The following is a 16,100-nucleotide window of genomic DNA, read 5'->3' on the forward strand; positions in this document are numbered from 1 at the left end:
GATGGCATATGAACCACAGTTCTATCCAGGCGCAACCTCAGTTGGCGCTAACAGAAGAAAGCACATGTCTGGAGACCTTGAGAAAATCAGGGAAATCTCCGACGAAGACTTAACCGCAGTTCTTGGACACCGTGCCCCGGGAAGCGACTACCCCAGCACCCACCCACCACTCGCAGAGATGGGCGAGCCTGCATGCTCGGTCCGTGAAGCTGTAGAAGCTACACCTGGTGCAAAGGCCGGCGACAGGGTCAGGTACGTCCAGTTCGCTGACTCCATGTACAACGCTCCGGCTACCCCGTACTTCAGATCCTACTTCGCAGCAATCAACTTCAGAGGCGTAGACCCAGGTACCCTTTCCGGCCGTCAGATTGTCGAAGCCCGTGAAAGAGACATGGAAGAGTGCGCAAAGGTTCAGATGGAAACCGAAATCAGCTGCCCCGGACTTTCCGGTATGCGCGGTGCAACAGTGCACGGTCACTCCGTCCGTCTTCAGGAAGACGGTGTTATGTTCGACATGCTCGACAGGAGAAGACTTGAAAACGGCACCATCATCATGGACAAGGACCAGGTCGCAATCCCCATCGACAGGAAGGTAGACCTCGGAAAGCCAATGTCCGAAGAAGAAGCCGCAAAGAGGACCACCATCTACCGTGTCGACAACGTTCCTGCAAGGAGCGACGCCGAAGTAATCGAGTGGATCCACAGAGTGTTCGACCAGAGAACTTCATTCGGATTCCAGCCCAAGTGAGGTGAACAAGATGTCAGCAGATATTTTCGCAAAATTCAAGAAGTCAATGGAAGTTAAGTTCGCACAGGATTACGGTACAAACCAGTTGGGCGGGAGCGACATTGAGGCAAAGACCTCCAAGTTCCTCAGACTCGGTCCTGAGCAGAGCCCCAGAAAGGTCGAGATGATCGCAGCTGGTAAGGAAATCGCCGAGAAGAGGGGCATTGTAGGATACAACCCCAACATGCACATGGGTGCACCTCTCGGACAGCGCGCAATCACCCCCTACACTCTCTCAGGCACTGACATCGTCGCAGAGCCCGACGACCTCCACTACGTCAACAACGCTGCAATGCAGCAGATGTGGGACGACATCAGGAGGACCTGTATTGTCGGTCTGGACATGGCACACGAGACCCTCGAGAAGAGGCTGGGTAAGGAAGTCACTCCTGAAACCATCAACCACTACCTCGAGACCCTGAACCACGCAATGCCTGGTGCAGCAGTTGTCCAGGAAATGATGATCGAGACCCACCCAGCTCTTGTCGACGACTGTTACGTCAAGATCTTCACCGGGGACGACGCCCTGGCTGACGAAATCGACTCCCAGTTCGTTATCAACATCAACAAGATGTTCCCTGAAGAGCAGGCAGAACAGATCAAGGCCTCCATCGGCAAGACAACCTGGCAGGCAATCCACATCCCGACAATTGTCTCCAGGACAACTGACGGTGCACAGACCTCCAGGTGGGCAGCCATGCAGATCGGTATGTCCTTCATCTCCGCATACGCAATGTGTGCCGGTGAAGCAGCCGTCGCTGACCTGTCCTTCTCCGCAAAGCACGCATCCCTTGTCTCCATGGGTGAAATGCTGCCCGCAAGGCGTGCACGTGGACCCAACGAGCCCGGTGGACTTTCCTTCGGTCACATGGCAGATGTCATCCAGACCAGCCGTGTAGACGTAGATGACCCTGCACACGTCTCCCTTGAGGTAGTCGGTGCTGGATGTATGCTCTACGACCAGATCTGGCTCGGATCCTACATGTCCGGTGGTGTCGGTTTCACTCAGTACGCAACCGCAGCATACACTGACGACATCCTCGACAACAACACCTACTACGACGTTGACTACATCAACGACAAGTACGGTGGTGCAGCAGCCGTGGACAAGCCGACCGTAAAGGCCAGCCTCGAAGTCGTCAAGGACATCGCAACCGAATCCACTCTCTACGGTATCGAGACCTACGAGAACTACCCGACAGCCCTTGAAGACCACTTCGGTGGATCCCAGAGAGCAACCATGCTGGCAGCAGCATCCGGTGTTGCATGTTCCCTTGCAACCGGAAACGGAAATGCCGGTCTGTCCGGATGGTACCTCTCCATGTACGTCCACAAGGAAGCATGGGGCCGCCTCGGATTCTTCGGTTTCGACCTGCAGGACCAGTGTGGTGCAACCAACATCTGTACCTACCAGGGTGACGAAGGTCTTCCAGGCGAACTCCGTGGTCCAAACTACCCGAACTACGCCATGAACGTCGGTCACCAGGGTGGCTACGGTGGTATCGCTTCCGCAGCTCACTCGACCCGCGGAGACGCATTCGCTGTCAACCCACTGATCAAGGTCTGCTTCGCCGACGATCTTCTGCCCTTCGACTTCACTGCACCCAGAAGGGAATTCGGCCGTGGCGCAATCAGGGAATTCGTGCCTGCTGGTGAGAGATCTCTCATCATCCCGGCAAAGTAAATTCATTAAAAGATTAAGTACCGTGAGTAGGCCTTTCCGGCCTACTCTGTCCTCTTTTTTTCTACACTCATTTTTTCGTACGATTCTTACAAGCTTTTTATCGTGAGGATTCTTTCCATTGGCAACCATTACGAAGGAGATGGAAAGTTGAGATAAATAACTGCAGATTTTCGAATAATTCTTCAAAAACGATGTCAAGAAATATGTTATTTTTTTGAAGACGGAATCTGCGAAAGGTCAGAGTTAAAAAAGAAAAGTACAATAAAAATTTTCTTTAACTATATAGGGTCATTTAAGAAGGTATTTCCAGGATATGAAATTAAATAAATATCATACTTTGGAGTTGTAATCCTGGCAACGATAATGAAGTTAAGCCGAGTTTTGGGATGAGCTCAATGGCATAAATTCCAGCATTGGATAGTGGTTCCCATTTTTTTATTGGATAAGGGTAATCAAACAATATTCCTCTCCATTCTAAGCTCATATAATTCTCTTCAAATCACGACAACTTTTTTGCCTAATTTGCCTGCGGCTTCCACAAATTCTGTTGTATCCACACCAGGGAATGTATCTATAATACAAATATCAAATTTTTCGTCTAAACAATTCACTAATTCTCTTATATCCATACTATAAACTTCAAATTTGTCTCCGGATGCTATTAATTCTTCTTCACTGCCTGAAAGTTTGACCGGAAAGCCATTAGCCTCTAAATTAATCAAAGTAGTTTCTATTGCAGGATTCCATATGTCATTAAAAACAACTTTTCGCGCGCCGGCTTTAAGGCATGCGATTCCTAAAGTCCCGGAACCACATGTACAATCAAGAACATTAGGCCTTTCATAATCTTTCAAAGCTTCTTTAAGTATCTCTATTTTGGGTGATTTTTCATTTGGAAACTCTATATGAATTTCATGCTGATATTTGTATATTCCTAAAGCCCCGTAAGGAGTCTGTATAATATCACATCTCATATCGCACCCGGCAAGAAGTTCATATATATGAGGATTAGAATCAGAATCTTTTATACCCACGGTTTTTCTTACATCTCCTTTTAAAACCCCTTTAACTTCCCCAACTTCCTTTACAATTTTTTCAGCACATCCTTTATCCACTTTATCAGATATTATTACTAAAGAATCCCCGGGCAAATAGGGAACAAAATCAGTTGGATAGCCAGGAGTCACAAGAGGGACACATGCATTCCTTAAATTAGCTTTTTTATCTTTTATTCCTTCATCGATCATTATTTTTAGCACGTGAGACATTACAATATCAAGCTGCCTCTTACCGCATTTACAACTTCCAAAATCGTTGTCTATTTCATCCAGGTTAATCTGTTCTGCTAGAGGAGCGAATTTCCTTATTTTTTCTGTTTTGCAATCGCTGCATGGTTTGTAGAATAATTCAATGTCTTTTAGTGCTTCCGAAATAGGCCTTATACACGTATCTCCACACCTGCATCTTATTTCCATATGCTTAAATATGGATATTCTGTATAAAAGTTATACCATTCTTATTATTCCTGAATTTTGGTTCCTTATTATTCCTGAATTCTGGTTCAGATTCATCTAGGGGGTAAATGATTTTTTGACCGATTGGAGCTTAATTCAAAAAAGAAAATACTGAAAGTCTGAGGATTCCTCTCATGATCAGTTATTATGTTAAATAAAATTTGCATTTATAGTCAAGGACAAAAATTCCTTCATCAATCTCAAGTGAAAGTTTAACCACCGAAAGCACGGAAAACACGGAATAAAGGAAATAGGGGCACAACCCTTCCGTGCTTTCTGTGTCTTCCGTGGTTATAATGTAAGTTTAAATATTTACGTCCGGGACTACAATCTGCATCTAATCTGCACTTAGAAATCCAGATTGTATCTTCAACTTATTCTTCTGAGATTTTCTCGATTTCAGCTCCGAGTTCAGCCATGTCTTTGAAGAAGTCCGGGTATGAGACCGAAATTGATTCGGTGGTGTCGATGGTGGTGTTTCCGGCTACCATTCCTGCGATTGAGAGAGCCATGACTATCCTGTGGTCGTGCCAGCCGTGGAGGTCTGCACCATGGAGTTTTCCGCCGGTGATGGTCAGGCTGTCTTTTTCTTCTTTTACTTCAACTCCGAGCTTGGGGAGTTCCATGGCAAGGGCGTGCAGGCGATCTGTTTCTTTGTAGCGGACATGTTCGGCGTTTTCGATTTTTGTTGTGCCCTCTGCGACGGCTGCCAGGACTGCGACCGTGGGGACAAGGTCCGGGGTTGCTCCGGCATCGAAGGTTATGGCTTTCAGGGGTTTTCCACCTTTGATGGTGACCACTCCGGTTTCCATGTCCCAGCGGATGTCCGCGCCCATCCTTGCTAGGGTCTGGATAATGACCAGGTCTCCTTGTTTTGAGCGGAAGAGGTTTTTGACCGTGACTTCGGAATCCGTGACTGCAGCTGCTGCCAGCAGATAGGATGCCGAGGAGAAGTCTCCGGGGACGGTGTATTCCTTGAGAGCGTACTTTTGCTTTCCCGGGATGATGAATTTGATCCGGTTGTTGTTGTCCATGTGGATTTCAGCCCCTGCCAGGCAGATCATTTCCAGGGTCACGTCTACATAGGGTTTTGACTTCAGCTCCCCGATGATCGAGAGGGTGGTGCTGGTGTTTGCAAGGGGGCAGGCGATCAAGAGGGCGGAGATGAACTGGGAGCTGATGGAACCGTCGATTTGCACGATTGCTCCTTCAAGCTCCCCTTCGACTATGAGAGGCGCCCTTTCATTTTTCCTTGTGGAGCAGGCCCTGACCCCGAGCTTGTTCAGGACTTCGAGCAGGGGGCCGTTTGGCCGGGTCCGAAGGGAATCATCTCCCGTGAGCACGGTTATCCCGTCGGTCAGGGCTGCGACTGCGGTCATGAGGCGCAGGGTGGTGCCTGAGTTTGCAACGTCGATTACGTTGTCAGGAACCTGTGGTTTTCCTTCCACTCCCCGGATCCGGAGGTCTTCACCCCTCTTTTCGATGGTAGCTCCCAGCATCTCGCAGGCCCGGACGGTTGCCAGGGTGTCAGCGGAGAGCAGGGGGCGGCGGATGAGCGATTCTTTGGAGAGGGCTCCGAGGGTAATGGCCCTGTGGGTGTAGCTTTTCGAGGGCGGAGCAAAGACTTCTCCGTTAACTGATGATTTGCCGATAGAAACGCGCATGTGTAATCAGGACTCCTTGATAATTGTGAAATTTATTTTCTGGTTTTTCAGGAATTTTTCGGGCTTTCCGGCTCCCAGGATTCAGGTTTTCATCCTGTTTTTTTCTTCCCTTTTCTTCATCCCTTTTTTTCTTCCCTTTTCTTTCATCCCTGTTTTTTCAGCAAACGCCTTTTACGATGTTTTCCACCATGTCCCAGTCGTGGTCGTAGACGTGGGCTGAGATGCTAACCGTGGTAATCTTCCCGGGTTCAACGCCGATCCTTCCAGCTACGTACTCTAACAGCTTCGAGAGTCCGTAGAGATTTGCCGGATAGGCTCCCCCGAAGTCGTGGCTCCTGAAAAGGGTTGTCAGGTGCACTTTCCCGTCCCGAATCTTGAAGTCGTCCAGCATCATGCAGGGTACCTCGTTTACCTTCGTGTCCACAGGGGGGATCCAGGTAACGGCAGTAGCCCTCCGCGAGGTCGGGCTTTCCTTTAGCTTTTCGATCACGTACTCGATCTGGTCTACTTCTTCGTTCCAGTTCCTGAGCCGCTGTCCGTATGTGTACTCGAAGTCCTGTACGTTTTCGCCCGAGATCAGCTGTTTTGCGTACTCTTCAAGCCTCTCCTCGTTCCAGGCAGTATCCGCGGGAATCCGGTTGGTATAGGGGTCCTCGATTACTACCATTAAGTCCATAAACTCCCTGATCTGGCTTCCCCTCTCATCGGTGATTACCTGCCCGTGGTTCCAGATGATATTAAGCCCGCGGTACCATGCATCAGAGATATTCTTTGCCCTGATGATCCTGCCAATCTCAAGCTTTTCTTCCATTGAAAATTCCCCAATTTCATTTCGGGTAAAATGTGAACGGATGATATAATAATCTTTTATTTATAAAAATTTTCTTTAAATTTGGTGATTTGAACTTTTCCGGACGCTTTTTCGTGGAGTATGGTGCGTATTTGATGTATCGCATATTGCTCTGTTGAAACTTTTAGCTCTTAATTTATTTTTTTAATTCTGTTTTTCACGCTATATTATCTCTTGTTTCTGTTTATTCTTTCCTCTTTTTATCTCTATCTGTCATTTTCTTTTATAAGTCTTTTTTGCCGGATTGCATTTTGCTCTTCGTGATTTGTGTTAGCATGTAGCACGATTTTGCTTATAATAATACCGGTACATGCCTTCCAGTCCTGGACAGAAAAGGGGAACAGGTAGGTACAGAGGAAATTAGGAAAAGGAATAGAGGAAAAAAGGAAAAAGAAAATGAAAAGAAAAAAGGAAAAAGTAAAAAAGAAAAGGAAAAAATCTGGTTTTATGTGCCGGGAAGGCTTTTTCAGAACCTCATTGCTCTGAGTCTTTTGACCCTTTCTTCGGTCACGGGGTGGGTCCTGAAAAGGGACTGGAGTGCCCCGCCCTTGAGGGGGTTTACGATGAACATGTGAGCCGTGTTTTCTTTTGCCGGAATGTCCCTGATGCTCGGCTTGTAGTGGGTGTTTCCGTATTCGAGTTTTTCCAGGGCATCGGCAAGGGCCCAGGGTTTTTTACACATCCGTGCGCCTTCGTAATCCGCTGCAAACTCCCTTGACCTTGAGATTGCAAGCTGGATCAGGGTTGCTGCAAGCGGGGCCAGGACAGCCATCACGATAAAGCCGACGATGTTTCCTCCGCCGTCGTCATCCCTTCCCCCAAAGCCGCCAAAGATTGCAGCCCAGCGGGCCCAGGTTGCGAGCATGGTAATTACACCGGCAAGGGTCGCAGCCACTGCACTGATCAGGGTATCCCTGTTCTTTACGTGTGCCAGCTCGTGTGACAGTACCCCTTCTATCTCTTCATTTGAGAGCAGGTTGAGAATCCCGGTAGTAACAGCCACAGCCGCATGTTTCGGGTCCCTCCCCGTTGCAAAGGCGTTTGGCATCCCGGACTCAACGATATAAACCTTGGGCTTCGGAAGTCTTCCCTTCATAACGAGCCCGTCCACAATCTTGTGCAGGTTCGGAGCCTCCGAAGGGGAAACTTCCTTTGCCTTGTACATCTTGAGTACGATCTTGTCACTATACCAGTAACTCCCAAAGTTCATGACAACCGCAAACATAAACGCGATCATCATTCCGCCCGTGCCTCCTAATTCGCCTCCGACAATGACCAGGAGCCCTGTAAGAGAAGCAAGCAGAATAGTGGTTTTAAACATGTTCTTCATGATTTATCACACGACATCCTCCCAGGCTAACGTCTGGGTTTTCAGTCTTTTGAATAAGGGTTTTTATTATACGCTTTATAGATTTTTATAGTTGATGTAGTTTTGGAATCAGGTTTGGTTTGATTTCAAACTACTATATAGGGGGTTAAGGTATATATTATTTGTTGAAAGAAATTTTTTAGGGAGGGAATATAGAATAGATTTGTTTATATGTTTTCTCTAATTCTTTTTGTATGGCTAAAACGAAATAATCTCTTTGAAGGAATATAGGTGGATTTTAATCATAAAATTTAAAACTCTTCCAATCTCATGGATAAGTTTGAAGGTGGAAATATCACTACTATAATATATGAAACTCGAGGAAAGGCTAGAGAATACTGTGAACTAGCAGCCAATTTATACCGTGGATGTAGTCATGGTTGCACCTATTGTTATGCTCCATCTGCAACATTCAAAAAAAGAGAGAATTTTGTTAAACCTTGTGTAAGGAAAGACGTTATCAAAAAGTTTGAAAATGATGCTATTTATCTAGAAAAAATAGGGGAAACAAGGCCAGTATTGCTTTCTTTTACGACAGATCCTTACCAACCCTTAGATATAATAGAGAAATTAACGCGCCAAGCAATTGAAATTTTGCACAAACACAACCTCAAAGTTAAGATCCTTACAAAGGGAGGTAAACGGTCTGAAAGGGATTTTGATTTACTCGCTGAAAGACCTGAATTAAGTGAATATGGCGCTACATTAGTTTTCACAGACGAAGAACTCCGATCTGAAATTGAGCCATTTGCGGCAAGTACAAAGGAAAGGATAGAATGTTTGAAAAAAGCCCATGAACTAGGCATTCCTACATTTGTTTCATTAGAGCCGGTCTGGACCGCTGAGCAGACATTAGAATTAATTGATTCGACTTACAAGTTTGTAGATTCTTTTAAAGTTGGGAAGTTGAACTACAACAAACAGCAAAAAAATGTAGACTGGAAACAATTCAAATGCGATGTCATTGTCAAACTTAAGAAATACAATAAGAACTATTATATTAAAGAAGATTTAATGAAATTTTGAAGTTACTTATTTAAATTTCTAACTTGAGCATATGAAATTAATAATTGCTTTTTTATCTTTAAATCCTCCTCTAGTACCTTTTCCTGTGATTATTACTTTTCCTTTTCTTTCCAACTCCAATAAAGCCTCTTTGTAATCTTTTTGAATAAATTTGGTTTCAGTGAGCGTTTCATATCTTATTTGTTGATAAGAAAGTTTTCTTCCACCAAACTTTTCGAATAAATAATTTTGAAATTCTGATGAATCTGAATATCTCATTAAATTCATTTGTCCATTTTGAGGTCCTAAGTAACCGAATCTGCCCTCAGTGCCTGCTTTGTACATTATATTTTTCATAACTTCACACCCCATGGGGTGATTTGTTGCATGGATCAGGTAGTATGTAGTTTGCGATGTTTCGTCTGCACATACTTTGTAAGAGAGAACATAGTTTACTTTTGCATCTTCCAAGAGTTGTTTTTTATATAATTCGAGTAATGCGTATTCTCCGGCCCACTCAGAATCCCGATTTTTTATGATCTCTTCTACATTCTCGATTCCAAAAAAATCGTCTATACTTATCTTGTGGTTCGAATTTGTCAAAAATCTGTTCATGTCCCTTACCATAAAATTCAGGAAAACTTCAGTTCTCTTTACTTTGAGAATATCTTTTATCGCTTTAAATGGGATTCCACTCCATCCAAATGGATCGATAAAGAAAAAAGAGGGTGTTGAGGAACTTATTTGTGTGAAATCTGGTGCAATATTAATAAATTCATCGTTAATTATTTGTGTACTGATCATTCCTTCGTAATCATCTTTATGTTCTTCCATATTATCTGCTATTTTTTTAACAAGGTTTTCATAGTTGTTCTTATTCTTTTCAACAAAATAGCAGTTAATCTTGTCTAAGTAAGAAAAATCTTCTTTAACAATTTTGGCCGTATCTAATGCTATGATCGGAGATCCTTTTTCTCCTTCTGCATATTCTCCTCTACCAGCAAAACAATCAAAATAATTCACGGCTTTATATCTTGAGCCCAGTATTCTTATCCAAGTGCCAAGATATTTGCTCAGTATTTCATGCTTTATTTCAGTGTGTTTCTTATAAATCCACTTATCTAGCTCGTCATCATTTAATGGCATCCTTACACCGCTAGTAAATTCTTCTACCTGAAATTAAAAAGGATATTAAGGAGAAATACACATTACATTACTTTTCTACATTAAAAACTTATTTTTAATCATCTCCAAAATGATATTTCCTGTGAATAAATTGTAATTATGAAAATCTCACTCCACAACCTCATACTCCACCCCCAATCCGATCTACTTCCCTATCCTATCAAACAGTGGAATCCCGCCTCTCAGAATGACCGGAATCACAAAAATAATAAAATCCTTCGCGAGGTCCTCCTCAAGAAAAACCTTGATGATCTGTGAGCCGCCGACGAGCCAGATGTCCTCTTCCGTGGTTTCCTTGAGTTGGCGCACAAATTTCCCGATGTCCCCGGAGACGAACTCAGTGTTCTTTTCTCTCTAAAGGTCCACATTATCTGATTTACTTTGAAGGCATGATGCCTTTTTGTTCCTTAAGGTCAAAACCTGAAGTTCAGAAATTACTCCTTAAATAATTGTGGGGAGTGCTATCTTTTGTATTCCAATTTTATCTTGAAAAGCATCGAACTTGCTTGCTTGATTATTATTGTACTGAAGCCTAGCGTCGATATTCTAATCGAATAATAATAGAGAGTAATTTGTGTAGGATTTAATTGATTGCGGAAACTAAGGATTACGGATAGTAAAAGGTGTATAGAGGATATTAAGATTACAACTCCCTCTGGAGAAACCTTCGTGTATTTTTTATCCGTACCTTCGGTAATTAGAGATCCGGATATTTGCATAGTATCCACTACCCACTCCCATTTACGGATTCGTTTATTAAATAAAATTACTTTTGATATAAAGTCCCAGTTTTCTTACTGAATTTTTATTTTTGTACAGTTTTTCCCCAAAAACTTCTTACTGTTCAATAACGAGAGACCTCTATATATATCTTTTGAAAATAGTTAAATATGTAATTATATTTCTATTGTCATGGGTCCTATATCCGACACTAAAACCCCGAACTCACTTAATTTTGGTCATACGTTTGCCGAAATCTGAGTAACTCTCTTTTATTTGATCTACTCATTTAAAAAACAGAATAGTTAAACCTCAATTCAATTGATTGCGGAAAAGTTTCGAATTTTTCACTCCACCACCTCATACTCCACCCTCACCACCCCACCATCATACCTTTCCGTCCCCACCAACCTCAACCTTATCTCCTTCCCAACCCGATCAAACAGCGGAATCCCGCCCCCCAGAATTACCGGAATCACGAAAATAATCAAATCCTGAACAAGGTCCTGCTCAAGAAAGACCTTGATGATCTGTGAGCCGCCGACGAGCCAGATCTCCTCCTCCGTATTTTCCTTTAGCTGGCGCACGAATTTCCCGATGTTCCCGGAGACGAACTCGACGTTCTTTTCACGGGGGAGGGTAGCTTCTTTTTCGGGTTGGCGGGTGAATACGTAGGTCTTTTTGTCCCCATAAGGCCAGGGGACCCCAAAGCCTAGGACCTGTTCGTAGGTCTTCCTGCCCATGAGGACCGTGCCGATTGAGGCGTAGAATTCGGAATAGCCGTAGTCGGTATCGGAGTTTTGCCCGGGTTCGGGGAGCCAGTCTATGCTTCCGTCGGAGCGGGCTATGTAGCCGTCGAGGCTGCAGGCGATGTAGAGCTTTATTCGGGGCATGGTTTGGGTCTCGGTTTGGTTTCCGGGTTGTTTTACGGGTTTTTTTACGGTTATTGAATATGTGAATCAGGTTGGTCTTTACACAAAGCTTTGTTGTTGAAGTGATCGGGACAGAGGGGTAAAGTTCATTTTTTGGGGTGGGTTTTTTAACGTAACCTCGGTTTTCTTCTCGCGTCCCCTGGCGAAATATAATAATTCAGTCGTAAAAATGGAGCATAACTCCTTCCTCCCCTTTTCCTCTTCTTTCAGGGTGTTGCAAAAGGAAAGGCCGTTCGCAAGCGAACGGGACAGGACAGACGGGAATACGGTATTCACGTTTCTCGGGGCATCTCCCCTCAAAAATCGAGCAAACGGTTATGATTTTGAATGCCTCTTAAATGCAAAAATACGGTTAAATCTCTGAATTTTGCCCCTAAAAAGCCAAAAAATGCAAAATTTTTACAAAATTTTCAATTAAACTTATTAACCTGAACCGCTATATACAATATTATGCTCCTGGAATTCTCTGTTGAAAACTTTCTCTCCTTTAAGGATAGGGTTACCCTTAGCCTTGACTCCAGTGCGAGCAAGAAGCTTCCCTGCAACCTTATAGAGGTCTCGGAAAAGGAGCGGCTGCTCAAGTCGGCTGTGGTTTACGGGGCAAACGCTTCCGGGAAGTCTAACCTTGTGAAGGCTCTCTTTTTCATGCGGAACATGGTTGCGCATTCGCACAATTTTAACATTGACACGAGGATTCCCGTTACTCCTTTCAGGCTGGACAGGGACTGCCTTGAAAAGCCTTCCCGTTTTGAGCTCAAATTTGTTCATGAGGGGGTCAGGTACAGGTATGGTTTTTCCTGTGACAGATGGCGGGTTATCGATGAGTACCTTTTCGAAAGGCCGGGGAGAAGGGAAAGGGCCGTCTTTAAGCGGAAGAACAGCTCTGAAAAAGACAGTTCTGACAAAAACAATTTTGACAAAGGCAGCTCTGATAGCGATAACTCTTACAGATGCAGCTCGGAATTTCACTTTCCCGTGGACAAAAAGCAACAGGAACTTATTAGTTCCCAGACCATCGAAAACACCCTCTACCTCTCACGGGCGACGCAGCTCGGGTATGAGAAAACCAGGCCGGTCTATGATTTCTTCACCGGGGGCCTGCGGGTCTGCCTCACTCCGGGCTGGGAGAACTATACCCTTGAGCGGATGCATTCTGACGAAGTATTCAAGGCAAGGGTTATCGAGGTGCTAAAAAAAGCTGATTTCGGAGGGATAGAGGAGATCACGGTCAAAAAGCTAAAAAGTCCTTCCCCCGCGCCGGAATTCGTGTTCGAGTACTCCCCTACGGATGCTTTCAAAAGTTCTGGGCCTGCTACTGGGCCTGCCGCTATGTCTGCCAGTGGGTACGGTGGGGCTTACAGTGGGGCTTATGGGGATTCTTACGAAGTAAGGACCAGGCACAGGACAGAAAGCGGGGATGCCGTATATTTTGACCTGCGCGAGGAATCCGAAGGGACCCGGAAAACCCTCATGCTCCTTGGACCTCTCTTTGACGTAATGGACAAAGGCGGGGTTCTTTTCATAGACGAACTCGAATCGAGCCTCCACCCTGAAATCACCCGGCTTCTGATCCGGCTTTTCAACAGCAAAAAGAACAGCCAGGCACAGCTAATCTTCACCACCCATGACACGAACCTCCTTGACAACGAACTTTTCAGGCGGGACCAGATATACTTCTGTACGAAAGAGCCTAATCGGCATACGGAGCTTGCTTCCCTGCTAGATTTCGACATAAGGCAGGAGATTGATTTTGAGAGGGCTTACCTGACGGGCAGGGTCGGGGGTGTTCCTATCGTGGATGAAACTCTGCTTTATTGACAATAATTCATTGAACTGGTCTATTGACAATGATTGTCAACAGTTTGTTTATAACTGTTGACAATAATTTATTGATGGGGTTTGGGAAGGGCCTATCATGGTTAGAAAGAAAGGGAAAAAGCCTATAAAAACTGCCTGGATCTTTTGCGAAGGCGAAAAAACGGAGTCCTACTACTTTAGCAAGTTGAGGGCAGAGGAAAGGCTTGAAAGGTTGAGGATCAAGGTCCATTCTTCTGAAAATAAGGATCCTGTTGGCCTTGTGAATTACTCCGTCGAATTCAAAAAGCACAGAAAGGACTACCTGCCCGGGGATTTGATCTTCTGCGTTTTCGACAGGGACCTAAATTCAAACGCGGCACTTGCAAAAGCAAAGAAAATTGCAGAGGAAAACGGTCTTTCCCTGATCTTCTCGAACCCCTGTTTTGAATACTGGCTACTTTCGCATTTCGAATATTATCCACAGGCGATAGAAAAGGACCTGCTTGAAAGAAAACTGGACCGAAACCTGGGCGAATACCGAAAAAATGACCCGGAACTCTACACAAAAACAAGGGACAGGATTGATGATGCAGTAAGCAATTCCAGGCAGGTCCGTGAAAAGCACCTGGAATACGGTGTGGAAATCCTGAGCAGGAAGAGCAATCCTTCAACCTTTGTCTTTGATTTGATAGAAAAAGTCAATGGTTTCAGGTAGCAGCCTGTCTATTTTGGAGGGGCAAATATTCTCAAATTGTTCATGTATAATGGCAAATACCCACTAAATCGGTCTCCTATGCAGAATCAAATATCTTTTAAATCAGTCTCTTATGAAAGACCAAAACTTGCCTATAACCGGAGTTTCTAAGATCTTGAAAAATAAAGGCTCTTGGCTACGATAATTTGAAGTCTAATAAAAAATTAATTAAGTTAACGATTTCAACTTGGGATATACTTCCCAAGTTGAAGTTTTGTAAATATTTTTGCAGTTTCTTTGTTCATTTCTTCTATAACAAACTCTGCATTTTTCTCTTCTTTTGCACTATAGACAAGACTCATTCTTATCTTTTCGAGATTAGTGGCCAATTTTTGAATTGTCAGTTCAGGATCATCAATCAAATGGAGTAAATAATTGTGGAGCAGTAATCCCATTACACAAAGAAACACGTGTGCTCTTATCTTCACATCCTTCCTTACATATACAGGTTTTATCGGTATCAGTAACCTGTCCTTTAGCCACTTTATGTCCTCTTCAATCATATTTCGGGAATCATACATTTCCACAATTTCTTTTGTTGCAAGGTTTTCCTTATCAGTAAATACAACAGTCTTTCCCATCCCTGAAAGAAACTCTTTCTCCCGACTTTCATTTAAACTGAAATTAAGTTGTAACTTCCCTTCATTTTCAATGACATTGTAATCAAAGAGTCCTCTATATTGCTTTGGTACCGTATCAACGACCCGGTTCATAAGGCCTTTTGATGTCATTTTTCTTCCCCTTCCTTTGTGGTTAAGCCTTGATCTTAGTTCTTCGATTTTCTCCAGAATCATGACTCTTTTTGTTTCCCACTCATGCATCTGTTTTCTCCTGGTAATTTCACTGTACTTTATTGCTCCGGTGAAATTCTGTTCATACCATTTCCCCATAATACGATGAGCTTTAATGATATTGTTTTTTCCATTTTCCCATTCCTCTTCAAAGTCGGACAAAGGAATTTGAAACAAATCTTTACACATCGAAGAAGGTAGAGCCCCAACAACATGCATTTTATCCAGAACATGTTCTATGTTATCTATTGAGTTCATTCCCCTATCAAAAACGATAGTAATCTCATCAAGAGGAATCTCGATTTCTTCTACACGTTTGCAAATGTTGTCAATTAAACCTGAAAACAAAGTTACATCAGGTATGTTTGCCGGGTAGGTAATTGTCTGAAAAGGAATGTTCTTGTTTGAAGTTGTTAAGCCAACACCTATCAGGTTCTTATCATACCGTTTATCCTTAGAGAACCCCTTTTTTGGGAGTTCCTCTCCATGCTCGATATGAGTGTAAAAGTTAGTCGTGTCAAATGTTAGTTTAGTTGGCCTTATTCCTTTTTGGATTAGTGTTCTGGAGACATCAATTTCGATTTTACGGATTGTTTCTTCATCCAATCTTTCCATGTAGTTAAGGAAGTTCTGACTTGAGAGTTTATATGAGGGATTCCAGAAAAATTTGAGTAAACTTTCTTTGAAGTATTCATCAAGAACATTCCTGCTAAGGATATGTTCGGATCTTCCGATGATGATTAAAAGGAGATATTCTGCAGGCGTAAGGCCTTTTATGCTTTTTCTGTCAATGTGTTTGTTCATAGCTTCAATGAGGCCTACTTCTTCAGCTGCCTTGAGTAAGGCAGCTGGTTTGCCAAAAGAGTAGGATGCTATTCTTGTTTCTTTTGTTTCCATTATGAGGTCATAAACTTGGTCAGCAGTCCCAACATACTTTTGAATTGTTTGGACAACTTTTCCATCAATTCGTTCATTCTTTATGACGTAAAGGTATTTGTGGCCCGATATAGTTTTAATCTTGAAGTGCATATGTGTATTATACCCTACT

General features: G+C 43.7%; 14 protein-coding genes. 5 read left to right on the plus strand and 9 right to left on the minus strand.

The features are described from left to right. The first annotated feature begins 1 nt into the window (after position 1). Together mcrG and mcrA are read left to right on the plus strand one after the other, a co-directional pair. Complete coding sequence (mcrG, locus tag MSMTP_RS00560; RefSeq protein ID WP_048177089.1) at positions 2 to 748, plus strand: coenzyme-B sulfoethylthiotransferase subunit gamma; 747 nt, start codon at positions 2 to 4, stop codon at positions 746 to 748. Positions 749 to 758: 10 nt separating this feature from the next. Continuing rightward, on the plus strand, positions 759 to 2,471 hold the full coding sequence (gene mcrA / locus MSMTP_RS00565) for a coenzyme-B sulfoethylthiotransferase subunit alpha (RefSeq protein ID WP_048177090.1): 1,713 nt from the start codon (positions 759 to 761) through the stop codon (positions 2,469 to 2,471). A gap of 319 nt (positions 2,472 to 2,790) precedes the next feature. Here mcrA and MSMTP_RS18780 read toward each other — a convergent pair whose 3' ends face one another. The 5 genes from MSMTP_RS18780 to htpX all read right to left on the minus strand — a co-directional run bounded on the left by MSMTP_RS18780 (position 2,791) and on the right by htpX (position 7,829). Next, a complete protein-coding gene (locus MSMTP_RS18780; protein WP_156153620.1) occupies positions 2,791 to 2,955 on the minus strand; it encodes a hypothetical protein in 165 nt (54 codons plus the stop codon). Between the two features lie 10 nt (positions 2,956 to 2,965). Next, positions 2,966 to 3,946 (minus strand): 50S ribosomal protein L11 methyltransferase, encoded by a 981-nt coding sequence (locus tag MSMTP_RS00570; RefSeq protein ID WP_048177091.1) that lies wholly within the window; start codon positions 3,944 to 3,946, stop codon positions 2,966 to 2,968. A 413-nt stretch (positions 3,947 to 4,359) separates the two neighbouring features. Then, a complete protein-coding gene (aroA, locus tag MSMTP_RS00575; protein WP_048177093.1) occupies positions 4,360 to 5,649 on the minus strand; it encodes a 3-phosphoshikimate 1-carboxyvinyltransferase in 1,290 nt (429 codons plus the stop codon). 157 nt (positions 5,650 to 5,806) lie between these two features. Then, entirely contained in the window at positions 5,807 to 6,460 is a 654-nt protein-coding gene (locus MSMTP_RS00580; protein ID WP_048177095.1) for a thymidylate synthase, read from the minus strand. Between the two features lie 505 nt (positions 6,461 to 6,965). Next, the gene (htpX, locus tag MSMTP_RS00585) at positions 6,966 to 7,829 is read right to left on the minus strand and encodes a zinc metalloprotease HtpX (RefSeq protein ID WP_048177097.1); all 864 of its coding nucleotides are present in this window, start codon (positions 7,827 to 7,829) and stop codon (positions 6,966 to 6,968) included. 309 nt (positions 7,830 to 8,138) lie between these two features. On the opposite strand from htpX, the gene MSMTP_RS00590 reads away from it, so the two are divergent. Next, the gene (locus tag MSMTP_RS00590) at positions 8,139 to 8,894 is read left to right on the plus strand and encodes a radical SAM protein (protein ID WP_048177098.1); all 756 of its coding nucleotides are present in this window, start codon (positions 8,139 to 8,141) and stop codon (positions 8,892 to 8,894) included. 18 nt (positions 8,895 to 8,912) lie between these two features. Here the strand turns inward: MSMTP_RS00590 and MSMTP_RS00595 are convergent, their stop codons facing one another. The 3 genes from MSMTP_RS00595 to MSMTP_RS00605 all read right to left on the minus strand — a co-directional run bounded on the left by MSMTP_RS00595 (position 8,913) and on the right by MSMTP_RS00605 (position 11,671). Beyond that, entirely contained in the window at positions 8,913 to 10,019 is a 1,107-nt protein-coding gene (locus tag MSMTP_RS00595) for a three-Cys-motif partner protein TcmP (RefSeq protein WP_048177099.1), read from the minus strand. A gap of 183 nt (positions 10,020 to 10,202) precedes the next feature. Then, positions 10,203 to 10,379, minus strand: a complete 177-nt coding sequence (locus MSMTP_RS18785; RefSeq protein WP_156153621.1) for a dihydrofolate reductase family protein — start codon at positions 10,377 to 10,379, stop codon at positions 10,203 to 10,205. Positions 10,380 to 11,125: 746 nt separating this feature from the next. Further along, entirely contained in the window at positions 11,126 to 11,671 is a 546-nt protein-coding gene (locus MSMTP_RS00605) for a dihydrofolate reductase family protein (protein ID WP_048177101.1), read from the minus strand. A 489-nt stretch (positions 11,672 to 12,160) separates the two neighbouring features. On the opposite strand from MSMTP_RS00605, the gene MSMTP_RS00610 reads away from it, so the two are divergent. Together MSMTP_RS00610 and MSMTP_RS00615 are read left to right on the plus strand one after the other, a co-directional pair. Continuing rightward, positions 12,161 to 13,528 carry an ATP/GTP-binding protein gene (locus MSMTP_RS00610; RefSeq protein ID WP_048177103.1) on the plus strand — a complete coding sequence of 456 codons (1,368 nt, stop codon included), beginning with the start codon at positions 12,161 to 12,163 and terminating at the stop codon, positions 13,526 to 13,528. A gap of 97 nt (positions 13,529 to 13,625) precedes the next feature. Next, positions 13,626 to 14,222 carry an RloB family protein gene (locus MSMTP_RS00615; RefSeq protein WP_048177105.1) on the plus strand — a complete coding sequence of 199 codons (597 nt, stop codon included), beginning with the start codon at positions 13,626 to 13,628 and terminating at the stop codon, positions 14,220 to 14,222. Positions 14,223 to 14,443: 221 nt separating this feature from the next. On the opposite strand, the gene MSMTP_RS00620 is transcribed toward MSMTP_RS00615, so the two are convergent. Continuing rightward, positions 14,444 to 16,081 carry an IS1634 family transposase gene (locus MSMTP_RS00620; protein WP_048177107.1) on the minus strand — a complete coding sequence of 546 codons (1,638 nt, stop codon included), beginning with the start codon at positions 16,079 to 16,081 and terminating at the stop codon, positions 14,444 to 14,446. Positions 16,082 to 16,100 lie beyond the last annotated feature (19 nt).

Origin of the sequence: Methanosarcina sp. MTP4, from assembly GCF_000970045.1 — an archaeon.
Lineage (GTDB): Archaea > Halobacteriota > Methanosarcinia > Methanosarcinales > Methanosarcinaceae > MTP4.